At 47.5% G+C, this 21,559-nt stretch carries 18 protein-coding genes; 8 read left to right on the top strand and 10 right to left on the bottom strand.

Annotated features, from left to right (window positions below):
• Window positions 1–6: 6 nt before the first annotated feature.
• From R7P36_RS09840 to ftnA, 3 genes are all read right to left on the bottom strand, one after another.
• A complete protein-coding gene (locus R7P36_RS09840) occupies window positions 7–1,200 on the bottom strand; it encodes an NAD(P)/FAD-dependent oxidoreductase (RefSeq protein ID WP_005382944.1) in 1,194 nt (397 codons plus the stop codon).
• A gap of 179 nt (window positions 1,201–1,379) precedes the next feature.
• Window positions 1,380–1,703 (bottom strand): universal stress protein UspB, encoded by a 324-nt coding sequence (uspB, locus tag R7P36_RS09835; protein ID WP_005382937.1) that lies wholly within the window; start codon window positions 1,701–1,703, stop codon window positions 1,380–1,382.
• A 91-nt stretch (window positions 1,704–1,794) separates the two neighbouring features.
• Window positions 1,795–2,322 (bottom strand): non-heme ferritin, encoded by a 528-nt coding sequence (gene ftnA, locus R7P36_RS09830; RefSeq protein ID WP_005379167.1) that lies wholly within the window; start codon window positions 2,320–2,322, stop codon window positions 1,795–1,797.
• Window positions 2,323–2,604: 282 nt separating this feature from the next.
• On the opposite strand from ftnA, the gene uspA reads away from it, so the two are divergent.
• Together uspA and R7P36_RS09820 are read left to right on the top strand one after the other, a co-directional pair.
• The gene (gene uspA, locus R7P36_RS09825) at window positions 2,605–3,030 is read left to right on the top strand and encodes a universal stress protein UspA (protein ID WP_213899381.1); all 426 of its coding nucleotides are present in this window, start codon (window positions 2,605–2,607) and stop codon (window positions 3,028–3,030) included.
• A 64-nt stretch (window positions 3,031–3,094) separates the two neighbouring features.
• Window positions 3,095–3,973 (top strand): carboxylate/amino acid/amine transporter, encoded by an 879-nt coding sequence (locus R7P36_RS09820; RefSeq protein ID WP_151514515.1) that lies wholly within the window; start codon window positions 3,095–3,097, stop codon window positions 3,971–3,973.
• A gap of 69 nt (window positions 3,974–4,042) precedes the next feature.
• Here the strand turns inward: R7P36_RS09820 and R7P36_RS09815 are convergent, their stop codons facing one another.
• The 3 genes from R7P36_RS09815 to R7P36_RS09805 form a co-directional block, all read right to left on the bottom strand.
• A complete protein-coding gene (locus R7P36_RS09815) occupies window positions 4,043–4,615 on the bottom strand; it encodes a hypothetical protein (RefSeq protein ID WP_017821113.1) in 573 nt (190 codons plus the stop codon).
• Window positions 4,616–4,801: 186 nt separating this feature from the next.
• Window positions 4,802–5,581: a class I SAM-dependent methyltransferase gene (locus R7P36_RS09810; RefSeq protein ID WP_318122109.1), complete on the bottom strand. Its 780-nt coding sequence runs from the start codon at window positions 5,579–5,581 to the stop codon at window positions 4,802–4,804.
• 89 nt (window positions 5,582–5,670) lie between these two features.
• The gene (locus tag R7P36_RS09805) at window positions 5,671–8,796 is read right to left on the bottom strand and encodes an EAL domain-containing protein (RefSeq protein ID WP_213899380.1); all 3,126 of its coding nucleotides are present in this window, start codon (window positions 8,794–8,796) and stop codon (window positions 5,671–5,673) included.
• A 113-nt stretch (window positions 8,797–8,909) separates the two neighbouring features.
• On the opposite strand from R7P36_RS09805, the gene asnC reads away from it, so the two are divergent.
• Window positions 8,910–9,374, top strand: coding sequence for a transcriptional regulator AsnC (gene asnC, locus R7P36_RS09800; protein WP_005389595.1), 465 nt, complete (start codon window positions 8,910–8,912; stop codon window positions 9,372–9,374).
• A gap of 66 nt (window positions 9,375–9,440) precedes the next feature.
• Here asnC and prlC read toward each other — a convergent pair whose 3' ends face one another.
• Complete coding sequence (gene prlC, locus R7P36_RS09795; RefSeq protein WP_017635033.1) at window positions 9,441–11,483, bottom strand: oligopeptidase A; 2,043 nt, start codon at window positions 11,481–11,483, stop codon at window positions 9,441–9,443.
• Window positions 11,484–11,882: 399 nt separating this feature from the next.
• Between prlC and R7P36_RS09790 the strand changes: the two genes are divergently transcribed.
• Together R7P36_RS09790 and gorA are read left to right on the top strand one after the other, a co-directional pair.
• A complete protein-coding gene (locus R7P36_RS09790; protein WP_005379158.1) occupies window positions 11,883–12,722 on the top strand; it encodes a 23S rRNA (adenine(2030)-N(6))-methyltransferase RlmJ in 840 nt (279 codons plus the stop codon).
• Between the two features lie 259 nt (window positions 12,723–12,981).
• Window positions 12,982–14,337, top strand: a complete 1,356-nt coding sequence (gene gorA / locus R7P36_RS09785; RefSeq protein ID WP_005379157.1) for a glutathione-disulfide reductase — start codon at window positions 12,982–12,984, stop codon at window positions 14,335–14,337.
• A gap of 81 nt (window positions 14,338–14,418) precedes the next feature.
• On the opposite strand, the gene R7P36_RS09780 is transcribed toward gorA, so the two are convergent.
• Window positions 14,419–15,324, bottom strand: a complete 906-nt coding sequence (locus R7P36_RS09780) for a LysR family transcriptional regulator (RefSeq protein ID WP_017635035.1) — start codon at window positions 15,322–15,324, stop codon at window positions 14,419–14,421.
• A 121-nt stretch (window positions 15,325–15,445) separates the two neighbouring features.
• On the opposite strand from R7P36_RS09780, the gene xapA reads away from it, so the two are divergent.
• A complete protein-coding gene (xapA, locus tag R7P36_RS09775; RefSeq protein WP_005379149.1) occupies window positions 15,446–16,270 on the top strand; it encodes a xanthosine phosphorylase in 825 nt (274 codons plus the stop codon).
• A gap of 105 nt (window positions 16,271–16,375) precedes the next feature.
• Here the strand turns inward: xapA and R7P36_RS09770 are convergent, their stop codons facing one another.
• Together R7P36_RS09770 and R7P36_RS09765 are read right to left on the bottom strand one after the other, a co-directional pair.
• Window positions 16,376–16,987 (bottom strand): bifunctional 4-hydroxy-2-oxoglutarate aldolase/2-dehydro-3-deoxy-phosphogluconate aldolase, encoded by a 612-nt coding sequence (locus R7P36_RS09770; protein ID WP_005394384.1) that lies wholly within the window; start codon window positions 16,985–16,987, stop codon window positions 16,376–16,378.
• 9 nt (window positions 16,988–16,996) lie between these two features.
• On the bottom strand, window positions 16,997–18,373 hold the full coding sequence (locus R7P36_RS09765; RefSeq protein WP_182016010.1) for a GntP family permease: 1,377 nt from the start codon (window positions 18,371–18,373) through the stop codon (window positions 16,997–16,999).
• A 153-nt stretch (window positions 18,374–18,526) separates the two neighbouring features.
• On the opposite strand from R7P36_RS09765, the gene R7P36_RS09760 reads away from it, so the two are divergent.
• Together R7P36_RS09760 and edd are read left to right on the top strand one after the other, a co-directional pair.
• A complete protein-coding gene (locus tag R7P36_RS09760; protein WP_005467756.1) occupies window positions 18,527–19,051 on the top strand; it encodes a gluconokinase in 525 nt (174 codons plus the stop codon).
• A complete protein-coding gene (gene edd / locus R7P36_RS09755) occupies window positions 19,051–20,847 on the top strand; it encodes a phosphogluconate dehydratase (protein WP_213899378.1) in 1,797 nt (598 codons plus the stop codon). Before R7P36_RS09760 ends, edd begins: the two co-directional genes overlap by 1 nt.
• Window positions 20,848–21,559: the final 712 nt, after the last annotated feature.

Raw genomic sequence — 21,559 nt, 5'->3', positions numbered from 1 at the left:
GTTTGATTAAACCCACTGCCCCGCAACAAAGCCGCTCGACCAGCACCACTGAAAATTGTAGCCCCCTAGCCAACCAGTCACATCCATCACTTCACCAATAAAATAAAGCCCTTTAATGTCTTTGCATTCCATGGTTTTCGAGGATAAGTGATCAGTATCGACACCACCGAGTGTCACTTCCGCAGTTCGGTAGCCTTCAGTGCCATTCGGAGCGATATCCCAATGCTCTAGACGCTCCACAATCGCCGCAAGCTCCTTTTGATTGAACTGTTTTAGCGGTTTATCGACTAGCTCTTTACGTTCAATTAAGACTTCAACCAGACGCTTAGGCAGCACTTTGGCAAGCGTATTCTTGAGTGACTGATTTGGATGCTTCTCACGACTGCGTTCTAATAACTCAGCAACATCATCGTTTGGCACAAGATTGATCAAAACCTTTTGTCCGGCCCGCCAGAATGAAGAAATCTGTAACACTGCTGGACCAGATAACCCACGATGTGTGAACAACAGGGCTTCTTTGAACATGGTGCCATCTTCAGCCGTAATTTCCGCAGGTACCGCGATACCAGATAACTCAGCAAAATCTTCTTTGTCTTCTTTATGCAGAGTAAATGGTACAAGACCTGCCGTGGTTGGGATAACTCGAAGACCAAATTGTTCCGCGACTTTATAACCAAATGGTGTCGCTCCCAGTTTTGGCATCGACAAGCCACCTGTTGCGATAACTAAAGACTCACATTCGACAATCTCAGTACCAGCATGCAAACGAAAGCCTTCATCAATTTTTTCAATCGAATGAACATCGCATTGGTAACGCTGCTCGATGTTCGGCATGTCACACTCAGCTAACAACATCTTCACGATATCTTTGGCCGTAAATGCATCGACACAAAACAACTGGCCGTGATCACGCTCTTCGAACTCAATGCCATGTTTACACACCATCGAGATGAAATCCCAGTTAGTGTATTGGGAGAGCGCCGACTTAACAAAGTGCGGGTTTTGACACAAATAGTGATTAGCTGAAACGTCGTAGTTAGTGAAGTTACAACGACCACCGCCCGAGATAAGGATTTTACGTCCTGGCTTTTTAGCATGATCGAGCACCAAAACACGGCGGCCTCGCTTGCCTGCTTCTGCAGCACACATTAAACCTGCTGCGCCTGCGCCAATTACAACAACATCAAATTTCTTACTCATCGGTAGCTCTTAGACTGATTGGTATCGAATCAAAATAAAAAAGGATGTGCACATTGCACATCCTTGCTTTCTAGGCGCGACATTCTACCGACAAATACCGAAAGGGAAAAGCGCTTAAACTCTAAGCGCTCTGTATGTCCGCAAAATCTCAGACAGAACAACTTCTGGATTATTGACTCTTAGAGAATGAAGGCCGCAAGTAGCGTCACGCCGAGCAACGCGGTCGATAGAACAAACAATTCACGCACTCTTTCACACTTACCAGTAAAAATTTCATCGTGGTGATGATGATATTCTTTACTTTTAATGTAGTGATACAACCTCACCTGCTTGGTGACATTTCCATGAGTAGTAAAAAAACCATTACCATCAACTTGCTGATATAACAGCGGATGCGCTTCACGCATGATATAAATTAGAGAACGAAGAGCGGTGAGATACCGGATCATATTAACTCCAGTTACCACCATTAGCGCAAATAAGATTGTGTCTCCACTGATCATCTTTTCCTCCCTACATCTTCAACAATGCTCAAGAGAAAAAGACGACCAACACTTCGTCTTTACCCGCTACTTACAACGTCCCAAAACGCGTTTACGCAGCTGGAGCATCCATGATTGAAGATGAACCTTCTTTCGCCATTTGTGCTAGATCTTTGTCAATGAAGAACAACGCTTTACCGTCTTCACCTACCAGTTCGATCTTATCTAAAATCCCTTTAAACAACTTCTCTTCTTCGTGCTGTTCTGACACGTACCACTGTAGGAAGTTAAACGTTGAGTAGTCTTGGCTAGTAAATGCAACGTGCGCCAGTTTGTTGATTTTTTCCGTGATCATTTGCTCGTGTTCAAATGTTTCGCGGAAAACGTCACCTAGGCTCGCAAAGTCATGCTTTGGCGCATCAATAGCGCCTAAGATTGGCATTGAGCCAGTTTCACTCACGTAAGTGAATAGGCGTTGCATGTGCTCCATTTCTTCTACGGCGTGAGCGCGTAAAAATTCAGCCGCACCTTCAAAACCTTTGTCTTCACACCAAGCACTCATTTGTAAGTATAGATTGGATGAGAAAAATTCTAGGTTAATTTGCTCATTCAATTGTTCGACCATAGTTTGAGACAGCATGTTAACTCCTATTATTGTGCATGCAATATACCCAAGTAACCTCGAAATAAATGACGCTGCGAGAATAGCTTGGTCTGGCAGACACGGCGAAGTTTCACTTCAACTCTAGTCAGTAACACTACGCTTATTTCAGCATATCAAAGTCACTTGGGTATAACGCCACTATAACATGATTACTGAGACAAGACTTTGTACCTACGGCACCGATATGAGATCACTTCAGCAAATTTTTTTTGGGGTTGGTGCTAATCTAAAACTATGACCTTACAAGGAGATAGCAATATGAGTTACAAACACATACTTGTGGCAGTCGACCTTTCAGACGACAGTAAAGTGTTGATTAAGAAAGCCGTATCACTGGCTAAACCTCTGGATGCGAAAGTCTCTTTTATTCACATCGACGTGAACTACGCAGAACTCTACACCGGGCTTATCGATATCAATATGGCAGAAGCGCAACATCAAGCAATGGAAGCATCGCACACACAATTGGCAAACTTCGCAGAATATGCGCAATACCCAATTGCCCATACTTTAGTCGGTAGTGGCGATTTGAGTAATGAGCTGTGCGATACCATTCAAGACTACAGTATCGATTTGGTGGTTTGTGGTCATCACCAAGATTTCTGGAGCAAGATTCTATCTTCGACTCGACAGCTTATTAACTGCTCACCAGTCGATATGCTGGTCGTACCGCTAAAAGACTGATTGGCGCAACGATAAAACTTGGTTAGACTGCGGGCACATTTGTTGTTGATAAAGATTCTCATCCATGGCTTATCTATCCGCAGTTACCCTACTTTGGGCATTCTCATTTAGCCTGATCGGCGTTTACCTCGCCGGTCAGGTTGATTCTTGGTTCTCGGTGTTCATGCGCGTGGCACTGGCGAGCCTGGTTTTCATTCCCTTTTTGAAATTCCGTGGCGTTAGCAAATCCCTGATCGCGAAACTGATGACCGTCGGTGGCTTCCAGCTCGGTTTGATGTATTGCTTCTACTACCAATCTTTTTTGCTCCTTTCCGTGCCAGAAGTATTGCTGTTCACCGTATTCACACCCATTTACGTCACGCTAATCTATGACTTCTTGAAAGGTCGCTTTTCACCTTGGTACTTAGTTACCGCAGCAATAGCCGTATTTGGTGCCGCCTGGATTAAATTTGCAGGCATTAATGAAGATTTCCTACTGGGCTTTTTGGTCGTACAAGGAGCAAACCTCTGCTTTGCCATCGGTCAGGTGGGCTACAAATATATCATGGAGAGTGAACCCGTCGATTTGCCACAACACACCGTGTTTGGCTACTTCTACTTAGGTGCACTTTGTGTAGCAACCGTGGCTTTCGCGCTCATGGGTAACCTCGAAAAACTACCAACCACTACAACGCAATGGGGCATTCTGACATACCTTGGGTTGATTGCTTCTGGTTTTGGTTACTTTGCTTGGAACAAAGGCGCGACTATGGTGAACGCAGGTGCACTGGCAGTAATGAACAATGCATTGGTTCCGGCGGGCTTGATTGTAAACATTGTGATTTGGAACCGCGATGTTGATGTCATGCGACTCGCCATTGGCGGTGCGATCATCATGCTATCCCTATGGATTAACGAAACCTGGGTGAAAAAGCGCGTAGAGATGAGCTACGCCAATAAGTAACGCAGCTAATCCTATAAACATTTCGACAATAAAAAACGCTCTCCGACTGGAGAGCGTTTTTTTATTTGATTAATGCACTTTGGCTTGTGAGATTGCGTTCATCAAAGCATTAGGTGGCGTTGGCAGCAACACTTCTAGTTTCGCATTACGCGCTTCCAGTTTACGCTGACGCTTAAGTAACTTTTGTTGTTTTTTCGCCACTTTTAGCAACTTCTTTTGCTGCTTATAGTGCTTTTTCAGTGCTTTTTTCGCTTTCTTGAGCGATTTTTTATCCGCTAAATCAAACCATACTGATGCGTCGGCTCTTACTGGCTCCGGAGATTTTTCGGCTTGTTTTTTCTCTTTCACGCGCTCAACAACACGCTTCACAATCGCGGCTTTTTCGTTGCTTTGTTTAGTGGTCACTGGAATCGCTTGTGATGGCAGAGCTTCAACCAATAAGCCACATGCTTGTTGCTCACTCAATGGCTTGTCTTGGCATTTTTGTGGAGGAATTGCGGCTGGCTTACAAAGGGTATCTTTGGCCGATGAAGATCGTGCGCAAGAACGACAAACGAATTTTGGTGCGACAACTAAACGATGGATATCACCCAGTTCTGCCGCGATCTGTTTGCGACTCATTTTACATAAACGTTTAGCCATTCTACTACTCCAGCTTCCCAGTTATCGACCGCATCACAACAAGTGAAATAATAATAATTCTTAGTTAGATATACAGTCAGGGAAGGGAATTAGCAAGAGAAAACTATCAATAGAGACGAGGAAAGAGAGGCTGAGTCACAGCACGACACACCGTACTATGACAAGAAAAGTTGAGCCGTCAGGAAGTTATGCCATCGATGCTTTAACGTAGACATCGAAGCGATTTTTTTTCGTTTCAATCGCCATGGTCGGTTTTTTCTCGTTCAGCCAGTTAGCATAGTCTGGGCGTTTAACTACTACACGCTTTGTGGCTAACGCCATGGCTGGTTCTAGCAGACCATCGGCGTCCAAATCGGCGCCAACCAACGATTGGAAAACGCGCATTTCTTTTTTCACGAGCGCCGACTTCTTTTTATTTTCTGGGTGCGGATACATCGGGTCAAGATACACCACATCTGGCTGGACAAAGTCTTTATCTTGCGCCAATTGTTCCAGCGCATCATGGCTAGAGGCATGGATTAGCGACATGCGCTCAGATACCCAGGTGCCGATTTCTGGGTCTTGTTTCGCTCGATCCAAGCCATCATCTAACAAAGCCGCTACGACTGGATGACGCTCGACCATCTGCACTTTACAACCTAGCGAGGCGAGCACAAACGCATCACGACCAAGGCCTGCCGTACCATCTAACACGGTTGACGTTGCCCCTTTGTTCAACCCCGCCGCTTTCGCAATTGCTTGGCCTTTACCACCACCGAACTTGCGACGATGACCGACCGCACCACCAATCAAATCCACAAAGATTGCACCCAGCTTTGGCTCATCCACTTTACGTAGCTCCAAACGCTCGGTGGTTAGCACCAAAGCAAAATCGCTATCGTCAGTGTGTGACAGCTGCCAACGCGCAGCGAGTTCATCAAGATGAGATTGTTGAGACGGGTTTTCACAGATCAATTGCAGTTGCAAAAGGAGGCTCCAATAAAAATCGAGGTAACTGGCGCTGAGTGTATACCTAAGTTACCTATTAATGCTAGGTTGAGCTTGCTACGCAGAGGTTATACAACCGTCAGTTGCTCCACTAGCTCAGAAAGCGGCTTAGGATGACCAATACCGTAGCCTTGACCGTAGTCCACACCGAGGTCTATCAAATGCTGCATGACCTGGTCATTTTCGACAAACTCCGCCACCGTCACTTTGCCTAGTTGCTTCGCCAAGTCATTGATTGAACGAACCATCACGCGGTCCATTTCATTTACGTTGATATCTTGCACGAAAAGACCATCAATTTTCACGATATCGACAGGAAGTTTCTTTAAGTAACCAAATGAAGACAATCCAGATCCGAAATCATCCAATGCAATTATGCAACCCAAAGCCTTTAGCTTGGTAAACAGCTCAATGGCTTGATCCAGATTGCTCATCGCCGCTGTCTCGGTGATTTCTAAGCAGATTTTTTCACACGGCAGAGTCGAACTTTCCAATCGCTCCAATAAGAAGTCAATAAACTCTTGATTCCCCATAGATTGACCTGAAAGGTTTATCGAACAGCGACCAAGCTGTTCAATCACCTCAGGACGCTGTTCAAACCACTCTAGCGTTTGAGTAATAACCTGCTTATCAATCCAATGGGCAATGTTGTAGCGCTCGGAAGCAGGAATAAACAGCGCAGGAGAAACATAATCACCGTACCCATTGCGAATACGCACCAAAATCTCAAAATACATTTGAGTCTCGTGCTTTTGTAAGCTTTTTATCGGTTGAGCAAACAGTTCTAAACGTTGATTCGACAATGCCTCATGCACCAAATTGACGCTCTGCATTTCCATCTGACGACGCTGCAACTCTTCGTTATCTAAGCTGAATAGATTATAGCGGTTACGGCCTTGCTCTTTAGCGGCGTGACAAGCAGAGTCTGCTTGAGCATGCACCATTTGTGGCGTATCAGCGGTATGATCGATGATACGGATACCAATTGAGCAACTGATGAACAGGCGCGTGTCTTCCCAAATAAAGAGGTGTTCGCTTAGTGTCGAGATGATCAGTTTGGCAATATTGATGGCGCCATATTCGTCACAGTCTTTGAGTAACACCGCAAACTCATCGCCTCCCATTCGAGCCAAGATGGAATTGTACGGCAGAACGCCTTCCAGCATACTGGCGCAGAATTGAATCGCCGCATCACCTGCATCATGCCCAACCGTATCATTGAGGACTTTTAGTTGATCTAAGTCGAGGTACAACATGGCGTGGACTCGACGATGGCTGTCCACTTCGCACAGTGCGGTCTTAAGCTCTAGTTCAAAATGGTTTCTGTTGTAAGTCCCCGTCAGTAAGTCATAGCGAGCTTGGTATTCCAATTTCTCGGAGAGCAGTTTGGTTTCGGTAATATCTTCGCCCACAATCAGCAGTTGCTCAGATTCACTCAGCGGACGAATATTCTCGCGCACCCAAACACGATGACCATTTGCATGACGATACTCGACTTCACGTCGCCAAACACCATGCACTTGCTGGTTGGGTTGCAATAACACTTGGCGAGGGAACAGCACTTTGTCATCAAAATAGAACTCCCTCAGGCGATGTCCGAGCATGTCCATCGGTTTGTAGCCAAGAAGTAGTTGAGCAAATCGATTCACTTCTTGAATTCGGTTATTACTATCAAGCGTCACCATCATCACGGGCTGCTGCTCATAATAGTTGCGTAGGGTTGACTCACGTTGGTAGAGCTTGTCCTCCATCAATTTACGACTGGTAATATCGCGCGCTTCAAACAAGTATTGCTTATGATTCCCTACTTGCTGAGAAAAAGGCTTGAGCGAAACTTCTAATACCAAGGCGCCGTGTTCTTTACTCCAAATTTCAGCTTCAAACGTCGACACTTGATGGTGAGGCGCATGGAAATACTCCTCTAGCAGCGCTTGGGCTTTCTCACTCCAGTTGGGATGAAACCAAAGTGGTCGGTCTAAACGCAGTCCTTGGTGATAAAGTAAGGATTGAAGGTGATCGTTGCCCGATTTAAGCACACCGTTGGCATCCAAAATGCCCATATACTGCATGCTCTGATCGAAAATCGATTCTAGAATAGCCTGGCTTTCTCGCACAGCGCTCTCACTTCGACGCATCCGCTGTAAATAATAACCCATCAGCAAAATGACCACCGACATCACCACCAACAGGCTACCAAACAGGCGAATTTCCTTGGCAAAACGTTCAGAAAGCTTCATTGGCTTATTAAAAAATACCGCAGAAACCTCTTGTTCAGCCCCCAATCCCCAACGCGCTACCGCTTGGTAATCGAGCTTTATTTCAGAATCACTTTTTTTCACGGCAGGCAGAGGCTGATCAGGGTTATCCAAAACGAATTCAAGCATCTCTGCACTCTCAATACCATGCCGATAACCACTTTGAATAACCCCTCCAACTGCGCCATGACCCAAACCAATGTCATGCACCATAAACAGCGGCGCGTTTGAGACTTTGTTGACACCAACCCAGTCACGCTCGCTGCCAACCATACCTTGTTTATCTCGGTAATAGGTCCAGAACAAGACGACTTTATCGGAACTCAGTTTTGCGACTTGTTGTTTTAGATCGATGATGCTGTCTGGGACAAGTTGTACGATTTTGTCTCGATATTGCGGGAACTTGAGGACAAAATTGTCGATTTGATAACGCAACACCTCACCGGTCACCGAGTGGTCACTGACGATGAGAACTTGTGTGTAGTTCGGATGTAAGCGCTCAATAAGAGCGAGATTCGCTTCCAAATCGACATCTTCCATGACTCCGGTTGCATTCAGAGAACGATGTAAAGAAGGATGGTAGTTATTAATGCCGTTAAATATAACTGGGGTGTCTTTGATGATTGGGGCTAAACGCTGCATGAGTTCAAGCGCATTGTTATCGCTCACTAAAATGGCATCGAATCGCTCTTTGCGTAATTTCGTAAGATACAAGGATTTTAGTTGTGCAAAAAACTGCTCACTCTGGTTACGTTTCGAGTCTAGATAGAGCACACGCATGTCCAGCGCTCGATCGCCCAGCTGTTGCTCGATGCCTCGCTGTATGGAGTCCGTCCAGAAAAAACCCTGATGATAGGAGTGCACGACCAACACCTTCGGATCTGAGGCCGTAGCAAACGCGCTCCAACATAGCGCGGCAATAACCAGAAAACGCTGCACATTATCTCCATAGCTCGGAGTTAACCCGCAGTTACTCCTGCCAAACCTTGTGAATCCTATCCGCTATGAGTATAAAAGGGAGGTAAAACTCTATCCCTAACGGAAATCATAGTATGAATGCGAGCCTGCCGAAACTCGACGACCTTGACCGCGCAATATTAAAAACACTGATGGCTGACGCCAGAACGCCCTACGCAGAAATGGCAAAGCAGTTCGATGTCAGCCCTGCCACTATCCATGTGCGTATCGAGAAGATGAAGTCGGCTGACATCATCGAAGGAACGGAGGTGATCATCAATACTAAAAAGCTTGGCTACGATGTGTGCTGCTTTATTGGTATTAACCTCAATGCAGCTCGTGATTACCACTCCGCGTTAGAAAAACTCAACGCGCTCGACGAAGTCGTTGAAGCTTACTACACCACGGGCGCGTATAACATATTCGTCAAATTGATGTGCAAATCGATTGAAGAGCTGCAATTTGTACTGATCGACAAGCTGCAAGCCATTGATGAGGTTCAGTCCACGGAGACATTGATATCGTTGCAGAACCCGATAAACCGCAACGTAAATCCGTAAAATTTTTTATAAAAAATGTACAAAAAAGACCAACCGTTCGGTTGGCCTTGATGTTTTTTGCTCAATTTACGCCGCAATACCCGAATGGCGCAACAGTGCATCGATTTGTGGCTCGCGGCCACGGAAGCGCTTAAACAGCTCCATTGGCTCTTCACTGCCCCCCATTTCTAGGATGTTGTTCAGGAAGCTTAGACCCGTCTCTTTGTTGAAGATGCCTTCTTCTTCAAAGCGAGAATACGCGTCTGACGACAGCACTTCAGCCCACAGGTAGCTGTAGTAACCCGCACTGTAGCCACCAGCAAAAATATGGCCGAAGCTGTGTGAGAAACGCGCCCACTCAACCGCAGGAACTACCGCGACTTTCTCTTTCACTTTCGCCAGAGTTTCCAGTACACGCGCACCCACTTCAGGGTCATATTCGGTGTGAAGCGTGAAGTCGAACAAGCCGAATTCTAGCTGACGCAAAATACCCATCGCAGATTGGAAGTTTTTCGCTGCGAGCATTTTGTCTAGCATCGCTTTAGGTAGCGGCTCACCTGTCTCATAGTGACCAGAAATGAACGCCAGCGCATCCTCTTCCCAACACCAGTTTTCTAGGAACTGACTTGGTAGCTCAACCGCATCCCAAGGCACGCCATTAATACCTGAAACAGCACCTGTATCAACTTGCGTCAACATGTGGTGGATTCCATGACCAAACTCATGGAATAGCGTCACGACTTCATCGTGCGTGAACAGTGCTGGTTTGTCGCCCACTGGACGGTTGAAGTTACACGTTAGATACGCAACCGGCGTTTGCAGCTCGCCAGATAGCGTAACGCGACGACCACGACAATCATCCATCCACGCGCCGCCACGTTTGTGTTCACGAGCGTAGAGATCTAGGTAGAAACTGCCACGGAGTGTGCCTTCAGCATCAAAGATATCGAAAAAGCGCACGGACTCATGCCAAGTGTCTACGCCTTCGCGCTCAGTAACGGTCATGCCAAACACGCGGTTTAGCACTTCAAACAGACCGCTCACGACTTTTGACTCTGGGAAGTATGGGCGCAGTTCTTCATCCGAAATTTGGAACAGGTGCTGCTTTTGTTTCTCGCTGTAGTAAGCGATATCCCAAACGTTCAGCTCTTCAACACCAAACTCACTTTTCGCAAACTGACGTAACTCTTCGACTTCACGTTCACCTTGCGGTTTCGCTCGTGTCGCTAGGTCATTCAGGAAGCCCAGCACTTGATCTGGCGTTTCAGCCATCTTTGTTGCTAACGACTTTTCACTGTAAGTATTGAAACCTAGCATACGTGAAATTTCATGGCGCAGTTTTAGCTGCTCAGTAATGATTTCTGAGTTATCCCATTTGCCTGCGTTTGGACCTCGATCAGAAGCGCGCGTCACGTACGCTTCGTACACTTCTTTACGCAACTCTTGGTTATCGCAGTACGTCATGACAGGTAGGTAAGATGGGATATCTAGCGTAATGAGGTAACCATCTAACTCTTTTGCTTCTGCGGCAGCTTTCGCTGCTGCCAGCGCCGATTCTGGCATACCTGCTAGGTCTTTCTCGTCTGTGATGTGCTTGGTCCAACCCATGGTGGCATCCAGCACATTGTTAGAGAATTTAGAGCTCAGCTCAGACATACGTTTGCTGATCTCGCCGTAACGGTGCTGCTCATCGGATGGCAAACCAATGCCTGATAACTCGAAATCACGCAGTGCATCAGTGATGGTTTTCTGCTGTGCACGAGTTAACGTTGCAAATTCTTCGCTCGCTTTGATGGTTTTGTACGCTTCGTACAACCCTTTATGCTGACCAACCCAAGTGCCGTACTCTGACAAAATTGGTAGGCAACTTTCGTAAGCTTCACGTAGCTCTTCGCTGTTCACTACCGAGTTCATGTGACCCACTGGCGACCAGATGCGGCTTAAGCGATCATCCGCTTCTTCAATTGGCGCAATCACACTGTCCCAAGTTGGATGAGCGTTGTCTTGTAGAACTTCATCGATTTTTGCTCGGCAGTCAGCAATCGCTTGCTCAACGGCAGGCTTGATGTGTTCTGGTTTAATTTGAGAAAACGGAGGTAGGTCCGTAAACGTCAGAAGAGGATTAGACATGAATAATTCCTTTTGTGTTTTGACTCTGTGATTGCCTGTCTATTTTGTGTAGATAGGCCAACTCAATGTACAGACGAGCCAGCAACATGGATTGGGGGAGCTCCGTTCCCTTTCTCTATGCCGCGATGACCATCATATAGTCAACCAGCGCTACTCTGTCCTTGAGTCTTGTTATACCTAAATGAAATTTCACACCCTTTTGAGTGCGAGAAACTCACCTAGTTCAATTCGATTACCAATAGTAAGTGTGGGTGACTTAAAGAAATTTCAATAGCGTCCCCTTATCAGAGGAACAGATTTGATTGGAAGTTCTACATCTTTAAGTTACTTGAGTATAATACCGCCATAGAGTGAAAATCACAGACCACACTCAACCAAAGAGTGTTTCGAGAGTTTAATTTGTTAAGTTACCGCCACAGCTTCCACGCTGGCAACCATGCCGACGTGGTCAAACACATCGTTCAAAGCCTCATTCTTGATGCGCTGAAACAAAAAGATAAGCCATTCGTTTATCACGATACCCACTCGGGTGTGGGCCGTTACGATCTGACTCACGAATGGTCTGAAAAAACGGGCGAATACAAACAAGGCATCGCACGTATTTGGGATAACCCAAGCATTCCCGAAGACATCAAAAGCTACATCGATGCCATTAAAGTGCTCAACAATGGCGAGAAGCTGCGTTACTACCCAGGCTCACCACGTGTGGCGCGCGCGCAAATCCGCCCACAAGATCGCATGGTGCTGACCGAGTTGCACCCGGCCGATCACCCATTGTTAGAGCAAGAATTCCATCGTGATCGCCAAGTGAGCATCTTCAAAGAAGACGGATTCCAACGCCTCAAAGCAAGCTTACCGCCACAAGAACGTCGTGGTTTGGTGCTGATTGACCCACCATACGAACTCGCGAAAGAGTACCGCGATGTGGTGCGAGCGATTCATCAGAGCCATAAACGTTGGGCAACCGGTATCTACGCGATTTGGTACCCAGTGGTAAACCGTCACGACATCGAAGATATGATCGAAGGCTTGGAAGCACTGGGCATTCGTAAAATTCTGCAAATCGAGTTAGGTGTTGCACCAGATACCAACGAGCGCGGCATGACGGCATCCGGCATGATTGTGATTAACCCGCCATGGAAACTGGAAAGCCAGATGAAAGAGATTCTGCCATTCCTGCAAGACGCGATCGCACCAGCAACTGGCCACTGGAAAGTGGACTGGATTGTGCCAGAGTAAGCACTTCAGTACTGATATCTTCAAGCGCAACGATATTCTCGTTGCGCTTTTTTATGCTCTCACCTTCTTCCTCCAATCGTGCTTATTCTTCTTTTTGTGCCTCTCATCGCTATTTGTCATAAGTATTGTCGCTTTTTCCCATTTAGGAATTAGTCGAATTCGATTTATGATAGTGGGATAACGGTGGCATTGAGTTCGGACAAGGTCATCCCAATCTATCTATGTACCAGATAAAATTTATAAGCTCTTGGAGAAAGTAATGGCGACTCATTTTGACTATATCTGTATCGGTGGCGGCAGTGGCGGCATCGCATCTGCAAACCGTGCGGCGATGTACGGCGCGAAAGTTGCGCTAATCGAAGCTCAAGACCTTGGCGGTACCTGTGTAAACGTAGGTTGTGTACCGAAAAAAGTGATGTGGCACGGCGCACAAATCGCAGAAGCAATGAACCTGTACGCAGAAGATTACGGTTTTGATGTCGACGTGAAAGGTTTCGACTGGAGCAAACTGGTTGAGAGCCGTCAAGCGTACATTGGTCGTATTCACCAATCTTACGATCGCGTTCTTGGCAACAACAAAGTAAACGTGATTAAAGGCTTTGCTAAGTTTGTTGACGAGAAAACCGTAGAAGTAAACGGTGAACATTATACTGCGGATCACATCCTGATCGCGGTTGGTGGTCGTCCTACTATTCCAAACATTCCAGGCGCTGAATACGGCATCGATTCAAACGGCTTCTTCGACCTAGCAGAGCAACCAAAACGCGTTGCGGTTGTTGGCGCAGGCTACATCGCAGTTGAAATTGCTGGCGTACTGCACGCGCTAGGTACAGAAACGCACCTGTTCGTACGTAAAGAGTCACCACTACGTAGCTTCGATCCAATGATCATCGATACGTTGGTTGAAGTGATGGACGCAGAAGGTCCAAAACTGCACACCCACTCTGTACCAAAAGAAGTGGTAAAAGAAGCCGATGGCAGCCTAACTCTGCACCTAGAAAACGGTGAAAGCCAAAACGTTGACCAACTGATTTGGGCAATCGGTCGTCACCCTGCGACAGACGCAATCAACCTAGCGTCAACCGGTGTGGCAACGAACGAAAAAGGCTACATCAAGGTAGACGAATACCAAGAAACCAACGTGAAAGGCATCTACTGTGTGGGTGACATCATGGAAGGCGGTATCGAGCTAACGCCAGTCGCAGTGAAAGCGGGTCGTCAACTTTCTGAGCGTTTGTTCAACAACAAACCAAACGCGAAGATGGACTACGATTTGGTACCAACTGTGGTATTTAGCCACCCACCAATCGGCACTATCGGTCTAACGACGCAAGAAGCGGAAGAGAAGTACGGCAAAGACAATATCAAAGTCTACACGTCTGGCTTTACGGCGATGTACACCGCCGTTACTAAGCACCGTCAACCATGTAAGATGAAGCTTGTATGTGCGGGCGAAGAAGAAACGGTTGTTGGTCTGCACGGCATCGGTTTCACGGTAGATGAAATGATCCAAGGCTTCGGCGTAGCAATGAAGATGGGCGCAACCAAAGCAGACTTCGACTCTGTTGTGGCTATCCACCCAACGGGCTCTGAAGAGTTCGTAACGATGCGTTAATTACGCGCTAATCGCATTGCTGATTTCAGCGAATCATTTGAAAAGGTCATCTTAGGATGACCTTTTTTTGTTATCCCATGCTTAACTCGCATTCTCTAATAATGTGCGAATAAACTCGGCTTTAATAGCACTCTCCTGCTTACCATCATGAATCAGACACAAGTCTGCACACAGTGACTCTTTCAGCTTGATAAAACGAATCCCATGCCAATGATGCTGAGAAAACGTCGACGGAACCAACGTCACGGTATTGCTGTTTGCTACATATGCCATCAAGGTGCTTGGCTCCACCACTTGTTTGCCAATATGGGGTGAAAAGCCTTCTTGCAGACAGGCATTGATGATGAAGTTTGCCGAGGCAGAATTCGCCAAACTCATAAACGCAAACTCACACGCCTTTAAATCTTGGAGCCGCAGCAAAGATTTGCTGGCTAACTCATGTTGCTCCGACACCGCCACCACAAACACATCTTTGCCCAAAGATACCGACTGATACGGATAAATGTTGAGTGCATCAGCAAAACGCACAATGCCCACATCGATTTTCTTCTCGCTCAGATGCTTCTTTTGCGTCTCTGGGTTAAGGTCAAAAATGTCGGCGTGATAAGTGTCATGCTCAGCATGGAAACGCTGTAACAGACGATCAAATCCACCCCAAAATGCGCTACTTACCACACCAACTCGCAGGATATTTCTCTGGTTCAACCCCACTTGCTGCACTTGATTGAGCGAGACATCCAAGGTCTGAAAAATCAGTTGGCATTTGGACTCCAACAATCGCCCGGCCTCCGTCAGCATGACGTTTCTTGAATCACGCTCAAACAGTTTGACGTTAAGCACCTCTTCCAACTCTTTGATGCGATTGCTCAACGGCGAATTGGTGATATTGAGATTCTCAGCCGCCTTAGTGAAATGCTTGGTTTGTGCGACCTCGTAAAAGTAACGCAGCATCTTCAGCGTCACGCGCTCAAATGGTTCTGACTTCATGCATTGAGTCCTAGCGAATTTCATCATCCTCTTTTTAAGGATGATAGTAGCGAATAAAGCAAAGATAACCAGCGCAGAAAGTCACACAATGGAATCAACACACAACCAGAAGGTGACTAACATGAATCACGATCCAGTAATCGGCGCGCTACAAACCATTCGCGAACGCAAACCAAACTTCCAACCTAAAGCGGCGTTTATTTTAGGCTCTGGCTTAGGCGTATTGGCAGACGAACTACAAGACAAAGTGGTCATTCCATACGAAGAGCTCGAAGGCTTTCCGGTTAGTACCGTGCAAGGCCACTCTGGTGAGTTGGTGCTTGGTACCATGGGCGGCGTAGACGTAGTGTGCATGAAAGGTCGCGGTCACTACTACGAACACGGCTCAATGAAGGTCATGACCACGCCCGTGCGCACCTTTAAAAAGCTGGGCTGTGAGTTTCTGCTCGTCACCAACGCGGCAGGCTCACTTCGCCCTGAACGCATCGACGTCGGTTCTCTGGTGGTATTTCATGACCACATCAATACCATGCCTGAATCGCCAATGATCGGTCCGAATGATGAAGAGTACGGCCCGAGGTTCTTCAGCCTCGCCAATGCGTACGACAAAGACCTGCGCGCAGAAGCGTTTGAAGTCGGCAAAGCCAATGGCATTCACCTGAATGAAGGTGTGTTTGTCTCTTACACAGGCCCCAACTTTGAGACCGCAGCCGAAATCCGCATGATGCAAATCATCGGTGGTGATGTAGTGGGCATGTCGGTCGTGCCAGAAGTGATTTCTGCGGCGCATTGCGGCTTACCCGTATTGGCAGTGTGTGCGATCACCAACATGGCAGAAGGTTTGGGTGATGTAGAACTGTCTCACGCCCAAACATTGAAGTGCGCGAAGCTAGCCGAAGCCGATTTCATTCGCTTTATTAAGCGCTTTATGAAGCATCACTTCTAAAGCTGTTTCATTCCCAAAAGCAAAAGGGTCATCAAGTAACTTGATGACCCTTTTTTGTGTCACGTTTTCTAACGTTCGGGGGTATTTCGGAGCCGTTTGTGCGTTTTACTTAACTGCACGAACCAATTCAGCAATGCCTTCCCAATCGCCGTTGTCCATCATTGCGGTTGGCACCATCCAAGTACCGCCACAAGCTACAACCGATTTCAGCGCTAGGTAATCTTCCACGTTGGATGGGCTTACGCCACCTGTTGGCATGAATTCCACTGGGTAAACCGCCGTCAGTGCTTTCAGCATGTTTACGCCGCCTGATGGCTCAGCAGGGAAGAACTTCAACGTACGCAAACCCATTTCCATCGCTTGCTCAACCAAGCTTGGGTTGTTTACACCCGGTACGATAGTCACGCCACGTTGCTGACAGTATTTCACTGTGGTTGGGTTGAAGCCTGGGCTAACGATAAAGTCCACGCCCGCTTCGATTGCGATATCCACTTGTTCTGTGGTCAGAACGGTGCCCGCGCCAATCAACAGTTCTGGGTACGCTTCACGCATGATGCGAATCGACTCCGCCGCCGCTTCGGTGCGGAATGTTACTTCCGCACATGGTAAACCGTTTTCTACCAACACTTTTGCCAGTGGCAGAGCGTGTGCTACGTCGTTGATTGCGATAACTGGGACGATTTTGATTTCTCTTAATCGTTGTTCAAGTGTTGTCATGGGGAACCTCTAAAGAATAAAGCTTAATGTTGCGACGATAATAAACGCGATACTGCCAAGTAACGTTTCCATTACCGTCCAAGTTTTTAATGTGGTTTTCTCATCCATCTCAAGCAGACGAGATACCAACCAGAAACCAGAGTCATTGAAGTGAGACAGTACCGTTGCACCACCCGCAATCGCGATTACGATAAAGCAAAGGTCGAGTTCACTCAAACCTGTTGATGCTGCCACAACTGGCGCGATAAGAGCCGCCGTAGTGGTTAGCGCTACGGTTGCCGAGCCTTGAGCAACACGCAGACAAGTTGAAATCACAAACGCCGCCACAATCACAGGCATACCTGTGTCTGTAAGAACGTCAGCCAGTGCATCACCAATACCGCTTGAGCGCAGTACGCCGCCAAACATGCCACCTGCACCCGTTACTAGGATAACACCACAGATAGGAGCCAATGACTCACCACATAATTTTTCTAGTTTTGCCATGCCGTAGTCTTTGGCAAACACAGCCAGACAGACAATCAAAGTGATCAGCAACGCAACTGGGGTTTTACCTAGCATGCGTAGGAACTCAACCAGTGCCGTTTTGCCATCAATCACACCCGCAACCGCCAGTGTGTTCAATACCGTATCCAAACAGATTAGCAGGACTGGCAGCACAAGGATGGTCATAACCGTGCCAAATTTTGGTGCGTTGCGCTCATCCACCATCGCTTCGCCATTAAAGAAGGCTTTAGATAGTGGGATATCGAATTTTTTGCCCGCGTACAAACCAAATAGGTAAGCGCCAAGGTACCAAGTTGGAATGGCAACCAAAATACCCACCACCAATAGCAGACCGATGTTTGCGCCAAGGAATTCTGCCGCTGCAACCGGACCTGGGTGTGGTGGAACAAACGCGTGCATAACCGCAAAAGCACCGGCAGCAGGCAACGCGTATTTAATTGGTGAGCCACCAAAACGAGCCGCCACACTTAGGATGATAGGCATCATCACTACAAGGCCAGCATCGAAGAAGATTGGGAAGCCAAACAGTAATGAAGCGACGCCCAAAGCAAATGGTGCGCGCTCTTTACCAAAGCGACCAATCAAAGTGTCTGCCAGCACTTTCGCACCGCCAGTCACTTCAAGAATTTTACCGATCATCGCACCAAGACCAACCAGCAATGCCACGGAAGCCAGTGTGCCGCCGAAGCCGCCCATCATGGTCGATACGACTTTCTCTGAAGGAACGCCAGTGGCGATTGCTGTGCCTAAACTCACCATAGTAAGGGAAGCAAAAGCATGGACTTTCAGTTTAATGATCAGAACGAGTAACGCTGCAATGGCAAGGCCTGCAATCGTCAGTAGGAACGTAGGATCTGGGGCTTGGGTTAATTGCTCCATAGGTTCACCTTTAAGAATTATTGTTTGTGTTATGGTTCACATTTATTTCAGTTACCGGTAACATGTTACCGATAACATGAATAAGATAAACCCATATTTTAAAGTGAATTCAAAAATTGAGATCACGCGCAAATTTGGTTATGAGGATAAGTTATGGCTGGTAGTAGTGTCATCGTTATGGGCGTTTGTGCTAGTGGTAAAAGCACAATTGGTGAGCATCTAGCGAAAAAGCTAGGGCGTAAATTCATTGATGGTGATGATCTTCATCCACGAGCGAACATTCAGAAAATGGCATCGGGCCAGCCTCTGAACGATGATGATCGCAAGCCATGGCTAGAACGCATTCGTGATGCGGCGTACAGCCTAGAAAGCAAAAACGAACACGGCATTATTGTCTGTTCAGCACTGAAAAAGATTTACCGCGATCAGATCCGCGAAGGCAACGACAACGTGACCTTCCTGTTCCTTGATGGCGACATGGAGTTGATCCTTAATCGCATGCGTATGCGCAAAGGCCACTTCATGAAAGAAAACATGGTGAAGAGCCAATTCGAGACACTAGAGCGCCCAGACAACGAGCCTCAAACTCTGATCGTCAGTATCGACGGAGACATCAGCGACGTGGTGGAACGCTCTGCCGCTGAGCTAATCAAAATGCAAGCGATCGAGGTGGCGTAATGACTCACTCTGTTGTTCTTGAGGTCACACAACGCTTGACCGAGCGCAGCCGTGAAGCGCGCGCTGCCTTTCTTACTCGCACCGAAGTCCAAGCCGAAGCAGGTAAAGGCCGCGTTGGTTTATCTTGTGGTAACTTAGCCCATGCAGTCGCCGCTTCTTGCTCTTCTGAAAAGAAAAATATTCTCGATTTTACTCATGCCAATGTCGCGCTGATAAGCGCCTACAACGACATGTTGAGCGCCCACCAGCCGTACCAAGACTACCCAGCACAAATCAAAAAAGTGCTGGCGGACTGCGGCCATACAGCGCAAGTCGCAGGTTGTGTGCCAGCGATGTGCGATGGGGTGACTCAAGGTCAAGCAGGCATGGATATGTCACTGTTTTCGCGTGACTTAATTGCGCAATCAACGGCGTTGTCTTTGAGTCACAATGTCTTTGATGCCACATTACTGCTTGGCATCTGTGACAAAATCGCACCGGGGCAACTGATGGGCGCGCTGTCTTACGCACACCTACCAACGGCGTTTGTGCCAGCGGGTCTGATGGCAACAGGCATCAGCAACGAAGAGAAAGTCGACGTGCGCCAAAAATACGCAGCGGGAGAAGTCGGCAAAGACGCTCTGCTGGATATGGAGTGTCGCGCTTACCACTCTGCGGGTACGTGTACATTTTACGGCACCGCCAATACCAACCAGTTGGTGTTCGAAGCCATGGGCTTGATGCTGCCAGGTTCAGCATTCATTCATCCCCATACCCAACTGCGTAAAGCGTTAACCAATCACTCGGCTCTGAAAATCGCCTCAATGACGGCGGGTTCTGCACACTTCCGTCCGCTGGCCGAGGTGGTCACAGAAAAGAGCTTGGTCAACGGCATCATCGCTCTACTTGCATCTGGCGGCAGCACCAATCACACCATTCATATGATCGCCGTGGCGCGTGCTGCTGGCATCTTGCTCACCTGGCAAGACATCAGCGATCTGTCGGATGTGGTTCCTTTATTAGCGCGCGTTTACCCGAACGGCCCAGCCGATATGAATGCGTTCCAAGACGCGGGGGGCGTGCCAGCGTTATTGCACCGCTTGAACCAATCCGAGCTTTTGCATCGCGATGTGAAACCCGTGTTTGGTGAATTTGAAGACCAAATGACGCTACCGAGCCTTGTCGATGGACAACTGACTTGGACACCGTGCCAAGGCAGCCAAGACGGTGACGTGATCGCCAAACCGGATGCCACTTTCCAAAATACTGGCGGCACTCGCGTATTGACTGGCAACTTGGGCAAAGCCGTGGTGAAAGTGTCTGCGGTAAAAGAAGAGCAACGCGTAATAGTGGCACCTGCGATCGTATTCCAATGCCAACACGAAGTGGAAGCCGCGTACAAACGTGGCGAGCTGGACAAAGATTGCATCGTTGTGGTCACACACAACGGCCCAGCGGCAAACGGCATGCCTGAACTGCACAAACTGATGCCAATTTTAGGTAACGTGCAAAAAGCGGGCTTTAAAGTGGCGCTGGTTACTGACGGTCGTTTATCTGGTGCATCCGGTAAAATTCCGTCTGCGATTCACGTTTCTCCAGAAGCCATTCGTGGTGGCGCGATTGGTTTGGTGCGCAACGGTGATTTGATTCGTCTGGATTGCCAAACGGGTGAACTGAACAACTTAAGCGACACCACTGGTCGCGAGTTGATTCATTTCGATACCGAATCGACCCAACAAACTTGGGGACGAGGTCTGTTTAGCGTGATCCGCCAAAACGTATCGAGTGCAGAAGAAGGCGCAAGCTTTATTGTTTAAGGCGAGAAGAAAGACCTCGTCGTTCCGACGAGCCCAAGCAAGATCAGGAATTTAATATCAACGTGCTGTGAAGCCAGAGAAAACTCCTCTGCCACAGCACTTTTTGTTGGTAGATTCTGAATCACGCTCGTCCCTCGCTGTTCAGAATGACGAGCGTTGGGATTGGCCTCGGTTCTTTTTAAAAATGAATGAGTCCGTCATTCCGACGAGCCTAAGCAAGATTAGGAATCTACTATCAACGTGCTGTGAAGCAAGAGAAAATCCCCCTCTGTTACAGCACTTTTTGTTGGTAGATTCTGAATCACGCTCGTCCCTCACTATTAAGAATGACGAGCTTTGAGATTGGCCACCGCTATTTCTAAAAACGAATGAATCCGTCATTCCGACGAGCCTAAGCGAGATCAGGAATCTAATAGCAAAATGCGTGAAGCCAGAGAAAACTCCTCTGCCACAGCACTTTTTGTTGGTAGATTCTGAATCACACTCGTCCCTCGCTGTTCAGAATGACGAGTTTTTGAGATTGGCCACCGCTCTTTCTAAAACGAATGAATCCGTCATTCCGACGAGCCTAGGCGAGATCAGGAATCTAATATCAACGTGCTGTGAAGCCAGAGAAAATCCCCTCTGCTACAGCACTTTTTGTTGGTAGATTCTGAATCACGCTCGTCCCTCGCTGTCCAGAATGACAAGCTTTAGGATTGGTCACTGCTCT

It is taken from the genome of Vibrio sp. 397 (genome assembly GCF_033339395.1).
Taxonomy (GTDB): Bacteria; Pseudomonadota; Gammaproteobacteria; order Enterobacterales; family Vibrionaceae; genus Vibrio; species Vibrio alginolyticus.
The sequence above is the reverse complement of the archived record's forward strand: the minus strand, read 5'-3'. Positions and strand labels throughout refer to the sequence as shown.